Raw genomic sequence first — 19,624 nt, forward strand, 5'->3', positions numbered from 1 at the left:
GCGAACGTGATTAGAACGTTTCAACGGGTATGAAAGCACACGCTTCGCCGGAGTGTCAACAGGTCCACCGGTCGAATGGTGCAGCCGCATCCACCGACTGGCGTAAATCCCTTGAAACGTTCTAAGGTTGCCGGAACCACCACTCGAGGAGGAGTACATGACCGTCGTCGTCGACCGGCCGCGCTTCGAACGCCGCGCCGCCAGCCCCGCTCGCACGCTCGGGATCGGCGTCGCCGCCCCGCGTCTGAGCTGGCGATCCTCCTCCCCCGACCCCACGTGGACCCAGGCCGCCTACGAGGTGGAGGTCGCACGCGCCGGCCGCATCGAGGTGTTCGCCGTGGCATCGGCCGAGTCGGTCTTCGTCCCGTGGCCCGCCGCACCGCTGCGATCGCGCGAGGAGGCCGAGGTGCGCATCCGCGTGCGATCCGACGACGACGCGCCGTGGTCGGAGTGGTCTGCGCCGGCGCGCGTGGAAGCCGGAGTCCTCGACGCCGGCGAATGGACGGCGCTGGCCGTCGGACCCGGGCGTCAGCCCTCCGACAGCGACGGCCGTCCCGCGTTGCTGCGACGGGAGTTCGACGCCCCCGCCGGACTCGCCCGGGCCGTGCTCCGCGCCACGGCGCACGGCGTCTTCGAGGCCGAGATCAACGGTCGCCGCGTGGGCGACGACGCACTCGCGCCCGGCTGGACGGCATACGAGCACCGGCTCCGCGTCGCCTCCTACGACGTGACCGACCTGCTGCAGCCCGGGCGGAACGCCATCGGCGCGTGGCTCGGCGACGGCTGGTACCGCGGACGCATCGGCTTCGAGGGAGGGGTGCGCGAGCTGTACGGCGAGCAGACCGCCTTCTTCGCCGAACTCGAGCTGACCACGACCGACGGGGCGACGCAGGTCGTCACCACCGACGCGTCGTGGGCGACCCATCCCTCCCCCATCGTCACCTCCGGGCTCTACGACGGCGAGCGTTTCGATGCGCGCGCCCAGCTGCCCGGATGGTCGCGGCCCGGGTTCGACGACGCGGCGTGGTCTCCGGTCACCGTGACGGACCTCGACACCGGACTGCTGGTCGCTCCGGACGGCCCGCCGGTCCGCTGCACCGGCGAGCGGGCGCCCGTCTCGATCACGCCGCTCGACGGCGGTCGCCTCCTGCTCGACTTCGGCCAGAACCTCGCAGGCCGGCTCCGGCTGCGGGCCGCGTCGTCGGCCCCGGGCGAGACGCTCACCCTGCGTCACGCCGAGGTGCTGCAGGAGGGCGAGCTCTACACCCGGCCGCTGCGGCAGGCGGCGTCGATCGACGAGTACATCGCGGACGGCGGCCCGATCGACTGGGAGCCGCGCTTCACCATCCACGGCTTCCGCTACGCCGAGGTCGCGGGCTGGACGGGCGACCCGCGCGACCTCGAGGTCGTCGCCCGCATCCACCACTCCGACATGACGCGCACCGGCACGTTCGAGTCGTCGAACCCCCTCGTGAACCGTCTGCACGAGAACGTGCTGTGGAGCATGCGCAGCAACTTCGTCGACATCCCGACCGACTGCCCGCAGCGCGACGAGCGTCTCGGGTGGACGGGAGACATCCAGGTCTTCACCCCGACCGCGGCCGGCCTGTTCGACGTCTCCGGATTCCTGTCGTCCTGGTTGAAGGACGTCGCCGCCGAGCAGCTGCCCGACGGGACCGTGCCCTGGTACGTCCCCGTCGTCCCGGGCGGGCCGTACTGGACCCCGATCCGCCCGGGAGCGGTCTGGGGGGACGCCGCCGTGCTCACCCCGTGGGACCTCTTCCAGCACTACGGCGACCGGCGGGTGCTGGCCGACCAGTACGACAGCGCACGGGCCTGGGTCGACCTGGTCGAGCGCGAGGCCGGCCCCTCCCGGCTGTGGGAGTCGGGCCAGCAGCTCGGAGACTGGCTCGACCCGACCGCGCCCCCGGAGGATCCGACCGTGGCGAAGACGGACAAGTACCTCGTCGCCACCGCGTACTTCGAGCACTCGGCGCGGACGCTCGGGCGGATCGCGGCCGAGCTCGGCCACGATGCGGACGCCGCGCGATACACCGCCCTGGCGGACGAGGTCCGCGCTGCATTCCGGAACAAGCATGTGCGCCCGGGAGGCTCCCTCGTCAACCACGCACAGACGGCGTACGCCCTCGCGATCGCGTTCGGCCTCTTCGACGACGAGGAGGTCCCGCTGGCCGGCGAGAGCCTGCGCGACCTCGTCGCCGAGAACGGCTACCGCATCGGGACCGGCTTCGCCGGGACGCCGCTGATCGCGGGCGCGCTCAGCGCCGCCGGCCAGACGGCCGCCGCGTACCGGCTGCTCCTGGAGCGCGAATGCCCGTCGTGGCTGTACACCGTGCTTTCGGGAGGGACGACGATCTGGGAGCGGTGGGACAGCCAGCTGCCCGACGGCACCGTCAACCCGGGCGACATGACCTCGTTCAACCACTACGCGCTCGGCTCCGTCGCCTCGTGGATGCACGACACCGTCGCGGGCGTCTCGCCGCTGGCGCCGGGCTTCCGCCGGTTCCGCGTCGCCCCGCAGCCGGGCGGCGGTCTGACCTGGGCGCGACGCACGCTCGAGACCCCGTACGGCCCGATCGCCTCCGCCTGGACGCTCTCGGACGGGGTGTTCGACCTCGTCGTGGACGTGCCGACCGGTACCACCGCCGAGATCGTCCTCCCGAGCGGCGACGCCATCGAGGCCGCGCCCGGTCGCCACCGCTTCGCCGAGCCGGCCACCGCCGTGGAACCGGTCCCCGTGCCATGACCTGGTACTACCCGCCTCATCAGCGCGAGCTCGGGATGCTGCACACCCTGGTCCGCGCCGGCTTCGCCGCCAACCGCAATGTCGACTACGCACTGAACTTCGCGAGCACCGCGCGTGCCGCGGAGTTCCGTGTCGACGGCGGGGCGCCGATCCTGGTCGAGGCGGAGGAGGGCGAGCCTCCCGCGCTGTATATGCCGCATCCTGCATCTCTGGTGGAGACCCGCGAGCCGGGCACGTCGGCCTGGATGGCGGCATCGCCGGTGAGCGGCGACGAGGAGGCTCCCCCGCACGTGGTCCTCGAGCCGCGGGTGCCGATCCCCCTGACCCTGCGTGACGGGCTCTGGGAGTCGGACCGGCCGGTCCTCGGCCGCCCGGTCCTCCGCAGCGCGGCCCGGCCGCTCGTGTCGTCGGGCGAGTCGCGGGAGGAGGCCCTCGCCGATCCGGACGCGGCCGAGACCCGCCACGATGTCGTCGCACTGGGCGACGGGCGATGGACCACGGCGCACCAGCTCGGCTTCCGCTACTTGCGGGTGGAGTCCCCGGCAGACGACGTGGCGGAGGTGACGGTCCATGCGTCGCAGCGCCCGATCGCGCGCGCCGGCTCGTTCACCTGCTCCGACGACACCCTCACCCGGATCTGGCAGGTGAGCGCCGACACGCTGCACGCCTGCATGCACGGCCTGATGATCGACGGCGTGAAGCGCGACCGGATGCCCTGGATCGGCGACCAGGCCCTGAACACCCTCTCGAACGGTTACGCGTTCGGCGACCGCGGCATCGTCACCGACGGCCTCGTCGCACTGGGCCGTCCGCGTCACGGGTACGTGAACGGCATCGCCGACTACTCGCTCTGGTGGCTGATCGGCACCGCACTCCTCGCACGCACCTTCGACGCCGCCGACTACCTCGCCGCCGAAGCCGGCCACATCCACGCCTTCACCGAACGTCTCGCCGCGGACGCCGGAGCGGACGGGCTCTTCCGTCCGCAGGCGACGGGCGACGACTTCCATCGGCTGGTGTTCATCGACTGGGGGGTCGAGACCGATCCGACACGGGATTCGACCGCCCTGCAGATCCTCTGGCTCTGGGCGCTGCGCTCCGCCGCCTCGACCCTCTCGAACGCCGGCCACGACGGCGCCGCCCGCTGGGCGGGTCTGGCCGACACCGTTCTGGCCACCCTCCGCGCGACGGCGTGGGATCGGGATGCGGGCGCGTGGCGCGAATACGCCGATCGCGGCTCCGCGCCGTCGCCGTACCCGAACCTGCTCGCCGTCCTCGCCGGCCTGAACGGCGCCGACGACGCAGGGATCCGGGCACTTCTACTCGCCACGCCGCGTGCAGGCACCCCGTTCATGACCGCGTTCCTGCTGCGCGCCCTCATCGAGCTCGGCGAGTCCGACGCGGCTCTCGAGCGCATCCGCTCGCTCTGGGGCGGCATGCTCGACAGCGGCGCCCGCAGCTTCTGGGAGGAGTTCGGCGACGACGGGCCGGCGTACGCGATGTACGGCCGCCCCTTCGGCAAGAGCCTCTGCCACGCCTGGTCGTCGGGACCGGCCGCGCTGCTGCCCGACGCCGTGCTGGGGATCCGCCCGCTGGCGGACGGCTGGTCGAGGTTCGCCGTCGCTCCCCGGCTCGGCGCACTCGCCTGGGCCGAAGCGAGGGTCCCGGCCCCGCAGGGCGACATCATCGTGGCCGCACAGGGCCGCACCGTCACCGTGGAGGTGCCCGCGGGCGCGACGCTCGTGACCGGGGGCGCAGAGCATCCCGGACCGGCCTCGGTGGGGTGGACCGTGCCCTAGCATGATCGACATGACGCGGAGCCCCTCCGCCCGGGCCGAGACCTCGGGCCCACCCAACATGCACCACGTGGCCGAACTGGCCGGGGTGTCGGTGGCGACCGTCTCGAACGTGCTCAACCATCCCGAGAAGGTGGCGGAGTCGACGCGCGCCAAGGTCGAGGGGGCCATCGACCAGCTCGGCTTCACGCTCAACCAGACCGCGCGAGCGCTCCGATCGGGCGAGGCGCACACCATCGGGCTCGTCGTCATCGACCTGACCAACTCGCTCTTCGTCGACGTCGCCCGCGGCGCGCAGAGCCGGGCGCAGTCGAGCGCCTTCAGCCTCCAGCTCGCCAGCGCCAACAACGACCTGCGGATGCAGGACGACCACCTGCAGTTCTTCGACAGCGCTCGGGCGTCCGGCATCATCCTGGCGCCGATGCAGGAGTCGGACGACCAGATCCGCCGCGTGCGTCGCCACGGCCGACCGGTCGTCGTGGTCAACTTCGACTCGCACCTCACCGACTCCTGCCGCGTGCTCATCGACAACGAGCGCGCCGGCTACGTCGCCGCCAAGCACCTCATCGACCAGGGACGCACGCGCATCGCCTTCGTCGCCGCACGCGACGACTACCAGCCCGTGCGCGATCGGCGGCGCGGCGCCCGTGCGGCGGTCGAGGAGGCGGGAGGCTCCGTCGAGCTCGTCGAGGTGCAGACCACCGACCTCGACCCGCCCGGCGGCGTCGACGCCGGCAAACGGCTGGCCGCGATGCCCGACGCGACGCGCCCCGATGCGGTCCTCGCCGTGACCGACCTGCTCGCGATGTCCATCATCAACGAGCTCACGAACACGGGCGTCCGCGTCCCGGAGGACGTCGCGGTCATGGGCTGCGACCACAACTCGGCGGCGTGGGGCGGGGCCATCCCGTTGAGCTCGGTCGCCATGCAGGGCGAGGAGATGGGGCGTGCCGCCGTCGACCTCCTGCTCGGCGAGCTGCGGGACGGCCAGGAGGGGCACGTGCACCGCCGCGTGCTGCTGCAGCCGCACCTCGTGGTGCGGGAGTCGACCGTCGGCCGCGACCGCGTCGCCTCCGCGGCGGCCACCTGACCCGATCCGTCCCACGCGCCGCTGCCCCGGCGGGCGGGGGCGATACGATTGCTGATCGATCCGCCGGACGGGGGAAGGAGCACCGATGGCCGCAGCCAAGCGCCCGAGCGTGAAGGACGTCGCCGCGCTGGCCGGCGTGGCCGTCGGCACGGTCTCCAACGTGCTCAACCGGCCCGACATCGTCGCCGAGCCCACCCGTCGCGCCGTCGAGGACGCGATCGCGACCCTCGGCTTCACCCGCAACGAGTCGGCCCGTCAGCTGCGCGCCGGGGCGAGCCGCAGCATCGCGATGGTCGTCATGGATGTCGCCAACCCCTTCTTCACCGACCTCTACGTGGGCGCCGAGAGCTTCGCCCTCGAGCGCGGCTACTCCATCCAGCTCGGCAACAGCGGCAACAGCGGCGACCGGGAGCAGCAGCAGCTCGCGGCATTCGAGCAGCAGCGCGTGCGCGGGGTGCTGCTCGCCCCCATCGCGGGCGCCGAGTCCGTCGTCGAGCGATTGCGCGAGCACGGCATCCCGACCGTCCTGGTCGACCGCGTCGCCTCCGACCTCGAAGCCTGCTCGGTCGCGGTGGACGACGTCGAGGGCGGCAGGCTCGCCGTCGGCCATCTGATCGCGGAGGGCCACCGCCGCATCGCGTTCGTCGGCGGCCCGGCCGATCTGCAGCAGATCCGGGATCGCGTGGAGGGCGCCCGCCGGGCGGTCGCCGAAGCGGAGGGCACAGCGGAGGGCGCTGGATCCGGCCCGGTCGAGCTCGTCATCGTGCCGGTCGAGCGCCTCGACGCCGGAGACGGCCGCGACGCCGCCGGGCGGATCGTCGCCCAGCCCGTCGGCGAGCGCCCCACCGCCGTCTTCGCCGCCAACGACCTCCTGTCGCTCGGCCTGCTGCAGGGCTTCGTCGCCGGCGGCCTGCGCGTGCCGGAGGACATCGCGCTCATCGGCTACGACGACATCGACTTCGCCGCCACCGCCGCGGTGCCCCTCTCGGCGGTGCGGCAGCCGCGCCGAGAGATCGGGTACGCCGCAGGGGAGCTGCTCTTCCGCGAGATCGAGGACATGGAGGCCGGCGCGCCGCACGTGCACCAGCACGTGCGGTTCGTGCCCGAGCTCGTGGTGCGCCGCTCCTCCTCCGCCGAGGCCCCTGCCGCGTAGCCGAGGCATATCACAAAAGAGCCGACATCGGAGGTATTGTGATAGATGGTGATACTGGCAGGGAGGTGCGGCGGTGGCGGATCTGACATCGTCGGAGGTGGCGCGGCGCATCGCGGTCGGTGAGCGGTATGTGCGCGAGCTGCTGACCGAGCGGATCCTCTCGGGGCGCCGCCTGCCCTCCGGCGAGTGGCTGATCGACAGCGACTCCGTCGCGCGGTTCGAGGTGAGTCGACGGCCGGCCGGCCGTGCACTGAGTCCCGGGGCGGCGTGGGCGGTCGTGTTCGAGCTGTCCGGCGTGCGGCCGCCGACACCACTGCCGAGCGCGACGTATGCGCGAGTGCGGCAGCGGATCCGGGCCTCCTCGGCGCTGACGCTGTCACTGGTGGTCGCCGGGCGCACCAAGCGGCACCAGTACCGTTCGGCGAATTCGGCGCTGGCGCAGGCCGGCCTGATCGCGACCGCACGCGCCGCGTCCGGGGCCATCGACAGCGGACTCCTGTCGGATGACCGGCGTGTGGCTGGATACGTTCCGATCGGGGTGAGCGTGGAGGACTACGCGCGATCGCACTTCATGGTGCCCGACCCGGCTGGTCCGGACACCCTCTACGAGAACACCGCGCCGGGTGGACTCACGGCGGTGCTGCCCGGCGTCGTGGCTGCCGACCTCTCCGTTTCGACGGACCAGCGCGAGCGCGGTTCCGGCTTGCGGGTCCTGGACGAACTGAGGGACGCATGGCTGCAGGCACACACACGCTGAATCTCGGCGATGACGAGCTGCTTCCGGCGTGGAAGTCCGTCATCGAGCTCTCCGGCGCCATGGAGACCAGCGAGCTGACGATCATCGGCGGCCTGATGGTCTACCTGCACGCGAGCAGGGGCGGCGTCGCGATGCCGCGTTCGACCGACGACGCGGATTTCCTCGTGGATGCGCTCGTCAACAACGCGGGCCTGATCGCGTTCGCGGCCGCGGCACGCACACTCGACTTCGAGCTGAAGGTCAACGGGCGCCATGCGTACCGCTTCGTTCACGCCGATGGGCGGAAGCTCGACGTGATGGTGCCCGATCACCTGCCCGAGCGGATCCGGCCCCGGCTCTCTCGACTGCCGGCCCTCGAGGCAGCCGCCGGACAGCAGGCGATCGACCGCCGCGATCTCTACGAGCTCGGCTTCTCTTCGGGCCGCAGGGTCGTCATCGGCGTTCCCGATGAGCTCGGCGCACTCGTGGCGAAGGGCGCCGCGTTCCTCATCGATCAGCGCGACCCGGAACGGCACGTGCAGGATGCCGCAACCATCCTCGCGTCGATCACCGACGCCTCGGTCCTCGACTACGGCCGATCGACGAGATCGGATCGACAACGCCTCCGCGTGCTCGGCACGCAGCTGAGCGACTCCGCGTCTCGGCACTGGGTCGGACTTCAACCCGACGATCGCAGCCGCGGCCTCCTGAACCTCGCGCTCGTTCTGAGAGCGATGCGCGCCGACTAGCCGCAGTTCCCCGACGCGTTTCGGCGGGCGGTCAGGGGCCGCTTGTGCGTCTGTGAACTCCACGCTAGTCTTGAATCGTTTCAGAGCCGCATGACGAAGGAGTCCCCGTGTCCGAATCCCGCCGCGTCTGCTTCACCATGCGGCTGAAGCCGGAGCGCATCGACGACTATCTCGCCGCCCACACCACCGTCTGGCCCGAGATGCTCGACGCCCTCCGCGAGACCGGCTGGCACGACTACTCGCTCTTTGTCGACGCGGCGAACGGGCTCGTCGTCGGCTACCTCGAGACCGACGACTTCGAGGCCGCGACCGCCGGGATGAACGCCCGCGAGGTCAACGACCGCTGGCAGGCCGGGATGGCCGAGTTCTTCGCCGAGGAGACCGCGCCCGACAGCACGATGAACCGGCTGACCGAGTACTTCCACCTCGACTGAGGCGACCGCCTCCCTCCGACACCGATCCGTCCGACAGAAAGCGATATCCATGACCCTCACCGACGACATCCGCTCGCAGCTCGCGCTGCAGGCGATCGAGCTGCCGAGCTGGGCGTTCGGCAACTCGGGCACCCGCTTCAAGGTGTTCAGCACCGCCGGCACCGCGCGCGACCCGTTCGAGAAGATCTCCGACGCCGCCCAGGTGCACAAGCACACCGGCCTGGCGCCCTCGGTCGCGCTGCACATCCCGTGGGACAAGGTCGACTCGTACGCCGACCTGCGCAAGCACGCCCAGGACAACGGCGTCGAGCTCGGCACCGTGAACTCGAACACGTTCCAGGACGACGACTACAAGTTCGGCTCGGTGACCCACCACGACGACCGGATCCGCCAGAAGGCCATCGACCACCACTTCGAGTGCATCGACGTGATGAACGAGACCGGCTCGCGCGACCTGAAGATCTGGCTCGCCGACGGCACCAACTACCCCGGCCAGGACTCGCTGCGCGCCCGCCAGGACCGCCTGGCCGACAGCCTGCAGAAGATCTACGAGCGCATCGGCGACGACCAGCGCCTCGTGCTCGAGTACAAGTTCTTCGAGCCGGCTTTCTACCACACCGATGTTCCGGACTGGGGCACCAGCTTCGCCCAGACCTCCGCCCTCGGCGAGCGGGCGCTCGTCTGCCTCGACACCGGCCACCACGCGCCGGGCACGAACATCGAGTTCATCGTCATGCAGCTCCTGCGCCTCGGAAAGCTCGGCTCGTTCGACTTCAACAGCCGCTTCTACGCCGACGACGACCTGATCGTGGGCGCGGCCGACCCGTTCCAGCTGTTCCGCATCGTGTTCGAGGTGATCCAGGGCGGCGGCTACGCCAACCCGGACGTCGCTTTCATGCTCGACCAGTGCCACAACCTCGAGGCGAAGATCCCGGGCCAGATCCGTTCGGTGCTCAACGTGCAGGAGGCCACGGCCAAGGCCCTCCTGGTCGACACCGAGGCCCTCGCCGCCGCTCAGCGCGCGAACGACGTGCTCGCCGCCAACACGGTGTTCATGGACGCCTTCAACACCGACGTGCGCGCCGACCTCGCCGCCTGGCGCGAGACGCGCGGCCTCCCGGCCGACCCGATGGCCGCCTACAAGGCGTCGGGCTACCAGGAGGCGATCGAGGCCGAGCGCGTCGGCGGCACCCAGGCGAGCTGGGGAGCCTGACCTCCGTGACCGACATCGTCATCCGGGACTCCGTGGCCGAGGGGCCGCACGGCGCCATCCCGATCCGGGTGTACACCCCGGCCGAGGGCGGCACGCGCCCCGGCTTCGTGTGGAACCACGGCGGCGGGTTCGTCGGCGGCGACCTCGACATGCCCGAGGCCGACTGGGTCTCCCGGTCGCTCGCGGAGCGGGGCTTCGTCGTGGTGTCGGTCTTCTACCGTCTGGCCGTCGACGGCGTGCACTTCCCGGTGCCGTCGGACGACGTCGTCGCCGCCTTCCGCTGGGTCGCCGCCCACGCCGCCGAGCTGGGCATCGATCCCGGCCGGCTGACGATCGGCGGCGCCTCGGCGGGAGGCGACCTCACAGCGGGTGCGCTGCTGCGGCTGCGCGACGAGGGCGGTCCGCTCCCGGCACGCGCGCTGCTCGCCTACCCGATCGTGCATCCCGAGCTGCCGCCGTTCTCGGCCGAGCTGGAGGCCGCGGTCGCGCTGCACGAGCCGGACGACCCGCGTTTCGAGCGCGACGCCGTCCGCGAGATGAACCTGAACTTCGCCGGCGACGAGGCCACGATGGCGGATCCGTACGCCTTCCCTGGCCTCGCGGACCCGACGGGCCTGCCGCCGGTCTTCGTCCTCAACTCCGAGGTGGACACCCTCCGCGCGTCGGGTGAGGCGTTTGCCGCCTCCCTCGCCGCACACGGGGTCACCGTGCTCTCGCTGTTCGAGCCCGGCAGCAGGCACGGCCACCTCAACCGTCCCGATGAGGCGGCCGCGCGCCGCAGCATCGAACGCATCACCGCGTGGCTCTCCACCCCCGCGCTCCCCTGAACCCCGACCACCTCCCTCCTCGCTAAGGAATCACGCATCATGACGAACGAGACCGTCGCGGCGCTCATCGCCCGCTCGAACCGCCTCGGCGCCGACCCGAAGAACACGAACTATGCGGGCGGCAACACGTCCGCGAAGGGCGTCGAGACCGATCCCGTGACCGGTGAGCCGGTCGAGCTGCTCTGGGTGAAGGGCTCGGGAGGCGACCTCGGCACCCTCACCGAGTCCGGCCTGGCCGTGCTGCGCCTGGACCGCCTGCGCGCCCTCCAGGGCGTCTACCCCGGCCTCGACCGCGAGGATGAGATGGTCGCCGCGTTCGACTACACGCTGCACGGCAAGGGAGGCGCGGCCCCCTCCATCGACACCGCGATGCACGGACTGGTGGATGCGGCCCACGTCGACCACCTGCACCCCGACTCCGGCATCGCCATCGCGACCGCCGCCGACGGCGAGGAGCTGACGAAGACGATCTTCGGCGGCAAGGTCGTCTGGGTGCCCTGGCGCCGTCCGGGCTTCCAACTGGGCCTGGACATCGCCGCGATCAAGGCCGCGAACCCGCAGGCCATCGGCACGATCCTCGGCGGCCACGGCATCACCGCGTGGGGCGACACCAGCGACGACGCCGAGGCCAACTCGCTCTGGATCATCGAGACCGCGGCCGACTACATCGCCGCCAACGGCCGCCCCCAGCCCTTCGGAACCGCGTTGGCCGGTTACGGGGCCCTTCCCGAGGCGGAGCGCCGGGCGAAGGCCGCAGCCCTCGCGCCGCACCTGCGTGCCATCGCCTCCACGGACCGCGTGCAGGTCGGGCACTTCACCGACTCCGACGTCGTGCTCGACTTCCTGGCCTCCAGCGAGCACCCGCGGCTCGCCGCGCTCGGCACCTCCTGCCCGGACCACTTCCTGCGCACCAAGGTGAAGCCGTTGGTCCTCGACCTCCCGGCCACCGCCTCCGTCGAGGAGTCGGTCGCCCGTCTCGAGGAGCTGCACGAGCAGTACCGCACCGACTACCAGGCCTACTACGACCGTCACGCCACCCCCGACTCCCCCGCGATCCGCGGCGCGGACCCGGCGATCGTGCTCATCCCGGGCGTCGGGATGTTCTCCTACGGCACGAACAAGCAGACGGCACGGGTCGCCGGCGAGTTCTACGTCAACGCGATCAACGTGATGCGCGGCGCCGAGGCCCTCTCGACCTACGCGCCGATCGACGAGTCCGAGAAGTTCGCCATCGAGTACTGGGCGCTGGAGGAGGCCAAGCTGGCCCGCCTGCCCAAGCCCAAGCCCCTCGCCGGCCGCATCGCACTGGTCACCGGCGCCGCCTCCGGCATCGGCAAGGCCATCGCCACGCGTCTCGCCGGCGAGGGCGCGTGCGTCGTCATCGCCGACCTCGACCTCGAGAAGGCCCAGGCCGCCGCCGCCGAGATCGGAAACACGGACGTCGCCATCGGCGTGGTCGCGAACGTGACCGACGAGGACGCCGTGCAGGCCTCCATCGACGCCGCCCTGCTCGCCTTCGGCGGCATCGACCTCGTCGTCAACAACGCCGGCCTCTCCATCTCCAAGCCGCTGCTGGAGACCACGACCGCCGACTGGGACCTCCAGCACAACGTCATGGCCAAGGGGTCGTTCCTCGTCTCGCGCGCCGCGGCGAAGGCGCTGATCGACCAGAAGCTCGGCGGCGACATCGTCTACATCTCCTCGAAGAACTCGATCTTCGCCGGCCCGAACAACATCGCGTACTCCGCGACCAAGGCCGACCAGGCCCACCAGGTGCGCCTCCTCGCCGCCGAGCTCGGCGAGTACGGCATCCGCGTCAACGGCATCAACCCCGACGGCGTCGTGCGCGGCTCCGGCATCTTCGCCGGCGGCTGGGGTGCCAAGCGCGCCGCCGTCTACGGCGTGCCCGAGGAGGAGCTGGGCCAGTACTACGCCCAGCGCACCCTGCTCAAACGCGAGGTGCTGCCGGAGCACGTCGCCAACGCGGTGTTCGTGCTCTGCACCAGCGACCTCGACCACACGACGGGCCTCCACATCCCCGTGGACGCGGGCGTCGCGGCGGCCTTCCTGCGATGAGCGCCGCCTCGCGCACGGGCGCCGTCGCGGCCGTCGACCTGGGGGCCACCAGCGGGCGTGTCATGCACGCCCGCGTGGGCGCGGACACCCTGGAGCTGACGGAGGCCGCCCGCTTCCTCAACACGCCCGTGCGGCTGTGGGAGGGCGATCGGTCCGCGTTGCACTGGAACCTCGCCGGCCTGTTCACCAGCATCCTGGACGGACTCGGCGCGGTCGCGCGCACGGAGCCCGGTCTGGCGAGCATCGCAGTCGACTCGTGGGCGGTCGACTACGGTCTGCTGCGCAGCGGGCGACTGCTCGGCGAGCCGTACCACTACCGCGACGAGCGGTCCGCCCTCGGCGTGGAGCTCGTGCACGCGGCCATCGCCCCGGACGAGCTGTATCGGGAGGGCGGGCTGCAGTTCCTGCCCTTCAACTCCCTGTACCAGCTGGCGTCCGACCGCGCGGCCGGCAACCTGGACGACGCCGACCGCTTCCTCCTGGTGCCCGACCTGGCGACCTACTGGCTCACCGGGCACGAGCTCGCCGAGCGCACCAACGCCTCGACCACCGGCCTGCTCACGGCGGACGGCGCGTGGAACGACGCCCTCATCGAGCGCCTCGGACTGCCGCGCGGCCTGTTCGCGCCGCTGCTCGACGCCGGGACCGCCGTCGGCCCGCTGCTGCCGTCGCTCACCGCCGACCTCCCCTTCGCCGGCTCGGGGCCCACCGTCACCACGGTCGGCTCGCACGACACCGCCTCCGCGGTCGTCGCCGTGCCGATGGACGCCTCCCGCGCCGCCTACATCTCCTGCGGCACCTGGGGTCTCGTCGGGGTGGAGCTGGAGCACCGCGTCGTCAGCGACGAGGGCCGCGCGGCCAACTTCACCAACGAGGGCGGGGTGGACGGCCGCATCCGCTACCTGCACAACGTCATGGGCCTCTGGCTGCTCAGCGAGTCGCTGCGGGAGTGGCAGCGGCGCGGCCTGCACGTCACGCTCGAGTCCCTGCTCGCCGAGGCCGCGGGCCTGCCGCGTCCCACCGACCTGTTCGACGCCGACGACCCGCGCTTCCTGGCGCCCGGCGACCTCCCGAGCCGCATCGGCGACTGGTTCGCCGAGCACGACCGCCGCGCGCCCGCGAGTCCGGCCGGAATGGTCCGGGTGATCATCGAGAGCCTCGCGGAGGCGTTCGCGCGTTCGGTGCGGCGCGCGTCTGAGCTCTCCGGCGTGCCGGTCGAGACGATTCACATCGTCGGCGGCGGCGCCCGCAACGCTCTGCTCTGCCAGGCCACCGCCGACCGTGCCGGCGTCCCCGTGCTCGCGGGCCCGGTGGAGGCGACGGCCCTGGGCAACGCCCTCATCCAGGGGCGGGCCGCCGGGCTGCTGGGCGGCGACCTCGAGACGCTGCGGGCGCTGGTCGCGCGCCACTTCGCACCGGTGCGGTACGAGCCCGCGCTGCGGGCGGCGGGGTGAGCGCGGCCTCCGCACCCTCCGCTTCGTCCTGCACCGCCGGCCGCACCGCATCCCCCAAGATGGACGGATGACCCTCGACGACCTCGTGCACCGTGCCCTCGCCCTCGCCCCGGAGGGCACGCGGGCCGTGCTCGGGGTCGCGGGGAGCCCGGGGTCGGGCAAGACCACGCTCGCCCGCGCCGTCACCGAACGGGTCAACACGTTGGCGGGCGACGGGATCGCCGTGCACGTCCCGATGGACGGGTTCCACCTCGCGAACGCCTCCCTCGACACGCTCGGCCGGCGGGACCGCAAGGGGGCGATCGACACCTTCGACGCCCGGGGATACGTCGCCCTGCTGCAACGACTCGCGACCGAGCAGGGTCACGCCGTGTACGCCCCGGCGTTCGAACGGGCGGTGGATGAGCCGGTCGCCGGATCCATCGCGATCGGCCCCGAGACCCGTCTCGTCGTGACGGAGGGCAACTACCTCCTCGTGGACGCCGAGCCGTGGGCGCGCATCCCGTCGCTCCTCGCCGAGAGCTGGTTCGTGGCGACCCCCGCGGCCGAACGGGAGGCGCGGCTGGTCGATCGGCACACCCGCCACGGCCGCACCCCGGAGGCGGCGCTCGCCTGGGCGCGCGATGTCGACGGCGCGAACGCCGACGTCATCGAACCGACCCGCGGGCGGGCGACGCTCGTGGTGGACGGAATGCTCCCAGGGATCGGCGCTTAGGCTGGCGGGATGACCGACACGTTCGACAAGGTGACCATGTTCGGCGCGGACTGGTGCCGCGACTGCATCCGCTCCAAGGCTCTGCTCGACCGGCTGGGCGCCGACTACGAGTACATCGACCTCGTGGCCCGCCCCGAGGAGGCCGACCGCGCCCAAGCCATCAGCGGCCGCACGAACATCCCCGTCGTGGTCTTCCCCGACGGACGCCACTTCACCGAGCCCTCCGACCAGGAGCTCGAGGCGGCGCTGGCGCAGTAGCGCCCGGACTCACTCCGAAGCGGCCAGCACGCGCAGCCGCTCCAGCACCCGGCGCACGCGCTCGGCCAGCGGGCCGGGCGCGTCGTCGCCGATCCATGCCGCGAACGCGACCTTGAAGGCGGCCACCGCCGTCTCGGCCGCGATCGACGCCTCCGGTTCCGCCACCCCGCGCTCGCGCAGCGCGGCCGCGACGGCCTCCCCGAGCTGGGCGAGCTTCAACAGCTCCCGCTCCTGCAGGCTCGCGTTCGCCGCGATCGCCGCCGCCCGCCGCCCCGCGTACTCGCGGCGGTCGTCCAGCAGGGCCGTGCCGTCGGCGAGCGCCTCCCCTGCCGCCTCCAGTGCCGGGAGGGACGGGTCGGCCGAGGCGAGCACCGCGAGCACGTCGTGCTCCATCTGCCCGGTCGCGTCGAAGAGCACTTCGCGCTTGTCGGTGAAGTAGCGGAAGAAGGTGCGTTCCGTCACGCCGGCGCGCTCGGCGATGTCGGCGACGGTCGTCTGCTCGAAGCCGGGGTCGAGGTACAGCTCGAGCGCGGCGAGGCGCATGCGCCCCTGCGCGTCCGGCTCCCAGCGTCCCATGCTCACAGTCTAGTGATGACAGACCCTGACATCGGTGCTACTGTCGATGTCAGTCACTGACATGACCTGAAAGGGATGATCCCATGCGCGTATTCGTCACCGGAGCCTCCGGCTGGATCGGCTCGGCCGCCGTACCCGAACTCCTCGCCGCCGGACACGAGGTGGTCGGCCTCGCCCGGTCGGACGCCTCGGCCGCGGCCCTCCGCGACGCCGGCGCCGAGGTGCGCACCGGCAGCCTCGACGACCTCGACAGCCTCCGCGCCGGCGCCGCCGACGCGGACGCCGTCGTCCACCTGGCCTTCAAGCACGACTTCTCGGACTACCAGGGCGCCGGCCGCACAGAGCGCGCCGCCGTCGAGACGATGCTCGACACGCTCGCCGGCACCGACAGCCCGTTCCTGCTCGCCTCCGGCATCGCGATGCTCGCTCCGGGACGCGTGGCCACCGAGACGGACGCCGCGCACTCCTCCGACCCGGAGTCGCCGCGCGGAGGAGCCGAGGGCTTCGCGCTCGCGTCGGCGGCCCGTGGCATCCGTCCGGTCGCCCTGCGCTTCGCCCCGACCGTGCACGGCGTCGGCGACCACGGCTTCAGCGCGGTCCTCGCCGGCATCGCCCGCGAGAAGGGTGTCGCCGGCTACGTCGGCGACGGCGCGAACCGCTGGCCCGCCGTCCACCGCTCCGACGCCGGGCGCCTCATCGCCCGCGCACTCGACGCGGCTCCGGAGGGCGGAGGCGTCGTGCACGCCGTCGGCGAGGAGGGCCTCCCGGCCCGCGAGATCGCCGAAGCGTTCGGACGCGCGCTCGGCGTCCCGACGGCCTCCATCGCCCCCGAGGACGCGGCGGCCCACTTCGGCTGGATCGGCATGTTCTTCGGCGCCGACATCCCCGCCTCCAGCGCCCTCACCCAGGAGCGCTACGGCTGGACCCCGACCGGCCCGACCCTCTTCGAGGACATCGCGGCGGGCGCATACCCGGGCGCCTGACCCGGCAACGGCCCGGCCCCGCCACTCCGGGCGCGCCTCTCCGGTCGCGGGCAACGGAGGAGTTCAGTCCGCCCTCGCGCCCTGAACTCCTCCGTTGCCGGTCACGACGCGGTGTGTCGCGACGCATCCCCTCCGCTGCCGACCAGCCGATCCGGCGCCCCGTGCCCCGGGCACACCAGCCGGGGCCGGGAGGCCGCGATCGCGGCGAGCGTCGCGTCGGCCTGAGTGCGGTCGCTGATCAGGAATCCCGGAAAGTGCACGAGCTCTCCGTGGGAGATCCGTGCGGCGTCGCCGATGAGCGAGACGCCGCGCCAGCGCACGAGATGGTGACCGGGCGTGTGTCCCGGCGCGGGGACGGCCACGACGCCCGCGGCGATCTCCACCTCGGCATGACCAGGCAGCTCGTGCAGACCGGCAGGGACCTCGGGACGCCCGAGCCAGCCGAGACGCTGCATCGTGCGCCGCGTGCGCGTCGGCGGCTCCTGCTCTCCGCGCAGGATGCGCGCATCGGCCGCTCCGATCCACACCCGCGCCCCGGACGCCCGCTGCACGGCGGCCGCGGCTCCGGCGTGGTCGGGGTCGTAGTGGGTGAGCACCACATCCGTCACCGGTGGGATGCGGGCGGCGGCGAGCTCGGCGACCAGCGCCCGCGCCCCGGACGCGAGACCGGTATCGACCAGCACCGAGCGACCGCCCTCCTCGATGAGGTACGCGTTGCCGGCCCGAGCGCTCTCGAGACGGAACAGACCGTCGATCAGCTGCTTCATAAGGGGATGCTATCCCCGCGCCCGGATTGACAACCTCCATCGAACAATCCCATTTGCACCCCCTGTTGGACTTCCCGCGCGCGGAGGCGGAAGCTGACGACATGGAGTACACCCAGCTCGGCCGGTCCGGCCTGAAAGTATCCCGCCTCGTCCTCGGAACGATGAACTTCGGCCCGCAGACGTCGTCGGAAGACGCCCACACGATCATGGATGCCGCCCACGAGGCCGGCATCAACTACTTCGACACCGCGAACGTCTACGGGCAGCACGTGGGCAAGGGGGCCACCGAGTCGATCCTCGGCGACTGGTTCACCCTCGGCGGCGGCCGCCGCGAGCGCACCGTGCTCGCGACGAAGCTCTACGGCGAGATGGGCGACTGGCCCAACGAGGGCCGCCTGTCGGCGCTCAACATCCGGCGCGCCCTCGACGCGAGCCTGAAGCGGCTCCAGACCGACCACATCGACATCTACCAGTTCCACCACGTCGACCGGAACACGCCGTGGGACGAGATCTGGCAGGCGATCGAGACCGCCGTCGCGCAGGGCAAGATCCTCTACACCGGCTCGAGCAACTTCGCCGGCTGGCACCTGGCGACCGCACAGGCCGAGGCCCGCAAGCGCAACCTCCTGGGACTGGTCAGCGAGCAGTCGATCTACAACCTCCTCACCCGCCAGGTGGAGCTGGAGGTACTGCCGGCCGCACAGGCGAACGGCATCGGGGTGATCGCCTGGTCGCCCCTCCACGGCGGACTGCTCGGCGGCGTGCTGCGCAAGCAGAACGAGGGCAAGCGACGGCTGGAGGGCCGCGCGGCCGACACGCTCGCGAAGCACCGCGACGCGATCGAGGCCTACGAGGCGTTCGCCGACGAGCTCGGACAGGAGCCCGGCGACATCGCCCTGGCGTGGCTGCTGAGCCGGCCCGGCGTCACCGGCCCGATCATCGGCCCGCGGACGCTCGACCAGTTGAACGCCGGCCTGCGTGCGCTGCACGTGGAGCTGGACGACGCGGCCCTGGCGCGTCTCGACGAGATCTTCCCGGGGCACAAGACCGCCCCCGAGGACTACGCCTGGTGAGCGCCCCGCGCACGACGACCACGACAACCACCCAGAGAGGAACAGAGTGAAGACACGCAGGATCGCCGACGTCGAGGTGAGCGCGATCGGCCTGGGCGGCATGCCCATGTCGATCGAGGGCCGCCCGGACCGCGAACGCTCGATCCGCACGGTGCACGCCGCGCTCGACGCCGGCGTCACATTCATCGACACCGCCGACGCCTACCACCTGCACGCGGACGAGGTCGGCCACAACGAGGAGCTCATCGCCGAAGCGCTGCGCTCGTGGAGCGGTGACGCCTCCACGGTGCTCGTCGCGACGAAGGGCGGTCACCTGCGGCCGGGCGACGGACGCTGGACGCTGAACGGCCGTCCCGAGTACATCAAGGAGGCCGCCAAGGCGTCGCTCGCGCGGCTCGGCGGCGACGCGATCGGGCTCTACCAGTTCCACCGCCCCGACCCCGAGGTGCCGTACGCCGACTCCGTGGGCGCCGTGCGCGACCTGCTCGACGAGGGGGTGATCCGCCTCGCGGGCATCTCGAACGCGAACCCGGAGCAGATCCGTCTCGCGCAGGACATCCTGGGCGGCAGGCTCGCGTCGGTGCAGAACCAGTTCTCGCCCGCGTTCCGCTCGAGCGCGCCCGAGCTGGAGCTGACCGGCGAGCTCGGCATCGCGTTCCTCCCGTGGAGCCCGCTCGGCGGCATCACCAGCGCCGCCGACCTCGGCTCCCGGTTCGAGCCGTTCAAGGACGTCGCGGATGCGCGCGGGATCAGCCCGCAGGTCGTCGCCCTCGCGTGGCACCTGGCGCAGGGCCCGCACGTCATCCCGATCCCGGGCTCCTCGCGTCCCGAGACGATCCGCGACTCCGTCACGGCCGTCGACGTGATCCTCACCTCCGACGAGCTCGCGCGTCTTAACGCCGCCTGACCCGCCGCCGAGAGGGCGAACCATTCGCCCTCTCGGCGAAAAAGCGTGCA

At 72.0% G+C, this 19,624-nt stretch carries 18 protein-coding genes; 16 read left to right on the plus strand and 2 right to left on the minus strand.

Features of this window, described 5'->3' with window-relative positions; translation table 11 throughout:
* Positions 1-157 precede the first annotated feature (157 nt).
* The 13 genes from ACFVU2_RS03455 (at position 158) to ACFVU2_RS03515 (ending at position 15,268) form a co-directional block, all read left to right on the plus strand.
* Positions 158-2,767, plus strand: a complete 2,610-nt coding sequence (locus tag ACFVU2_RS03455; protein WP_387871028.1) for a family 78 glycoside hydrolase catalytic domain — start codon at positions 158-160, stop codon at positions 2,765-2,767.
* Positions 2,764-4,566: an alpha-L-rhamnosidase C-terminal domain-containing protein gene (locus ACFVU2_RS03460; protein ID WP_387871030.1), complete on the plus strand. Its 1,803-nt coding sequence runs from the start codon at positions 2,764-2,766 to the stop codon at positions 4,564-4,566. Before ACFVU2_RS03455 ends, ACFVU2_RS03460 begins: the two co-directional genes overlap by 4 nt.
* 10 nt (positions 4,567-4,576) lie before the next feature.
* Positions 4,577-5,653 (plus strand): LacI family DNA-binding transcriptional regulator, encoded by a 1,077-nt coding sequence (locus ACFVU2_RS03465; RefSeq protein ID WP_387871032.1) that lies wholly within the window; start codon positions 4,577-4,579, stop codon positions 5,651-5,653.
* Between the two features lie 85 nt (positions 5,654-5,738).
* Positions 5,739-6,806, plus strand: a complete 1,068-nt coding sequence (locus ACFVU2_RS03470; protein ID WP_387871034.1) for a LacI family DNA-binding transcriptional regulator — start codon at positions 5,739-5,741, stop codon at positions 6,804-6,806.
* Positions 6,807-6,879: 73 nt separating this feature from the next.
* Positions 6,880-7,563 (plus strand): hypothetical protein, encoded by a 684-nt coding sequence (locus tag ACFVU2_RS03475; protein ID WP_387871037.1) that lies wholly within the window; start codon positions 6,880-6,882, stop codon positions 7,561-7,563.
* Positions 7,539-8,291, plus strand: a complete 753-nt coding sequence (locus ACFVU2_RS03480; RefSeq protein ID WP_387871040.1) for a hypothetical protein — start codon at positions 7,539-7,541, stop codon at positions 8,289-8,291. The genes ACFVU2_RS03475 and ACFVU2_RS03480 overlap by 25 nt, the downstream gene beginning before the upstream one ends.
* Before the next feature lie 107 nt (positions 8,292-8,398).
* The gene (locus ACFVU2_RS03485; protein ID WP_387871043.1) at positions 8,399-8,725 is read left to right on the plus strand and encodes an L-rhamnose mutarotase; all 327 of its coding nucleotides are present in this window, start codon (positions 8,399-8,401) and stop codon (positions 8,723-8,725) included.
* A gap of 49 nt (positions 8,726-8,774) precedes the next feature.
* Positions 8,775-9,938 carry an L-rhamnose isomerase gene (gene rhaI / locus ACFVU2_RS03490; RefSeq protein WP_387871045.1) on the plus strand — a complete coding sequence of 388 codons (1,164 nt, stop codon included), beginning with the start codon at positions 8,775-8,777 and terminating at the stop codon, positions 9,936-9,938.
* A 5-nt stretch (positions 9,939-9,943) separates the two neighbouring features.
* Positions 9,944-10,765: an alpha/beta hydrolase gene (locus ACFVU2_RS03495; protein WP_387871048.1), complete on the plus strand. Its 822-nt coding sequence runs from the start codon at positions 9,944-9,946 to the stop codon at positions 10,763-10,765.
* Positions 10,766-10,804: 39 nt separating this feature from the next.
* The gene (locus tag ACFVU2_RS03500) at positions 10,805-12,841 is read left to right on the plus strand and encodes a bifunctional aldolase/short-chain dehydrogenase (protein WP_387871051.1); all 2,037 of its coding nucleotides are present in this window, start codon (positions 10,805-10,807) and stop codon (positions 12,839-12,841) included.
* Complete coding sequence (locus ACFVU2_RS03505; RefSeq protein WP_387871054.1) at positions 12,838-14,295, plus strand: rhamnulokinase family protein; 1,458 nt, start codon at positions 12,838-12,840, stop codon at positions 14,293-14,295. The genes ACFVU2_RS03500 and ACFVU2_RS03505 overlap by 4 nt, the downstream gene beginning before the upstream one ends.
* A gap of 67 nt (positions 14,296-14,362) precedes the next feature.
* Positions 14,363-15,010 (plus strand): nucleoside/nucleotide kinase family protein, encoded by a 648-nt coding sequence (locus tag ACFVU2_RS03510; protein WP_387871057.1) that lies wholly within the window; start codon positions 14,363-14,365, stop codon positions 15,008-15,010.
* A gap of 9 nt (positions 15,011-15,019) precedes the next feature.
* Positions 15,020-15,268 (plus strand): glutaredoxin family protein, encoded by a 249-nt coding sequence (locus tag ACFVU2_RS03515; RefSeq protein WP_387871059.1) that lies wholly within the window; start codon positions 15,020-15,022, stop codon positions 15,266-15,268.
* Between the two features lie 9 nt (positions 15,269-15,277).
* Here ACFVU2_RS03515 and ACFVU2_RS03520 read toward each other — a convergent pair whose 3' ends face one another.
* Positions 15,278-15,844 carry a TetR family transcriptional regulator gene (locus ACFVU2_RS03520; RefSeq protein ID WP_387871062.1) on the minus strand — a complete coding sequence of 189 codons (567 nt, stop codon included), beginning with the start codon at positions 15,842-15,844 and terminating at the stop codon, positions 15,278-15,280.
* Positions 15,845-15,927: 83 nt separating this feature from the next.
* Here ACFVU2_RS03520 and ACFVU2_RS03525 point away from each other — a divergent pair, with 83 nt between their 5' ends.
* A complete protein-coding gene (locus ACFVU2_RS03525; protein WP_387871065.1) occupies positions 15,928-16,827 on the plus strand; it encodes an SDR family oxidoreductase in 900 nt (299 codons plus the stop codon).
* A 101-nt stretch (positions 16,828-16,928) separates the two neighbouring features.
* Here ACFVU2_RS03525 and ACFVU2_RS03530 read toward each other — a convergent pair whose 3' ends face one another.
* On the minus strand, positions 16,929-17,594 hold the full coding sequence (locus tag ACFVU2_RS03530; protein WP_387871068.1) for an MBL fold metallo-hydrolase: 666 nt from the start codon (positions 17,592-17,594) through the stop codon (positions 16,929-16,931).
* Between the two features lie 101 nt (positions 17,595-17,695).
* Between ACFVU2_RS03530 and ACFVU2_RS03535 the strand changes: the two genes are divergently transcribed.
* Together ACFVU2_RS03535 and ACFVU2_RS03540 are read left to right on the plus strand one after the other, a co-directional pair.
* Positions 17,696-18,667 carry an aldo/keto reductase gene (locus tag ACFVU2_RS03535; RefSeq protein WP_387871071.1) on the plus strand — a complete coding sequence of 324 codons (972 nt, stop codon included), beginning with the start codon at positions 17,696-17,698 and terminating at the stop codon, positions 18,665-18,667.
* A 46-nt stretch (positions 18,668-18,713) separates the two neighbouring features.
* Positions 18,714-19,574 (plus strand): aldo/keto reductase, encoded by an 861-nt coding sequence (locus ACFVU2_RS03540; protein ID WP_387871073.1) that lies wholly within the window; start codon positions 18,714-18,716, stop codon positions 19,572-19,574.
* Positions 19,575-19,624 lie beyond the last annotated feature (50 nt).

Source organism: Leifsonia sp. NPDC058194 (assembly GCF_042883605.1).
Classification (GTDB): Bacteria; Actinomycetota; Actinomycetes; order Actinomycetales; family Microbacteriaceae; genus Leifsonia.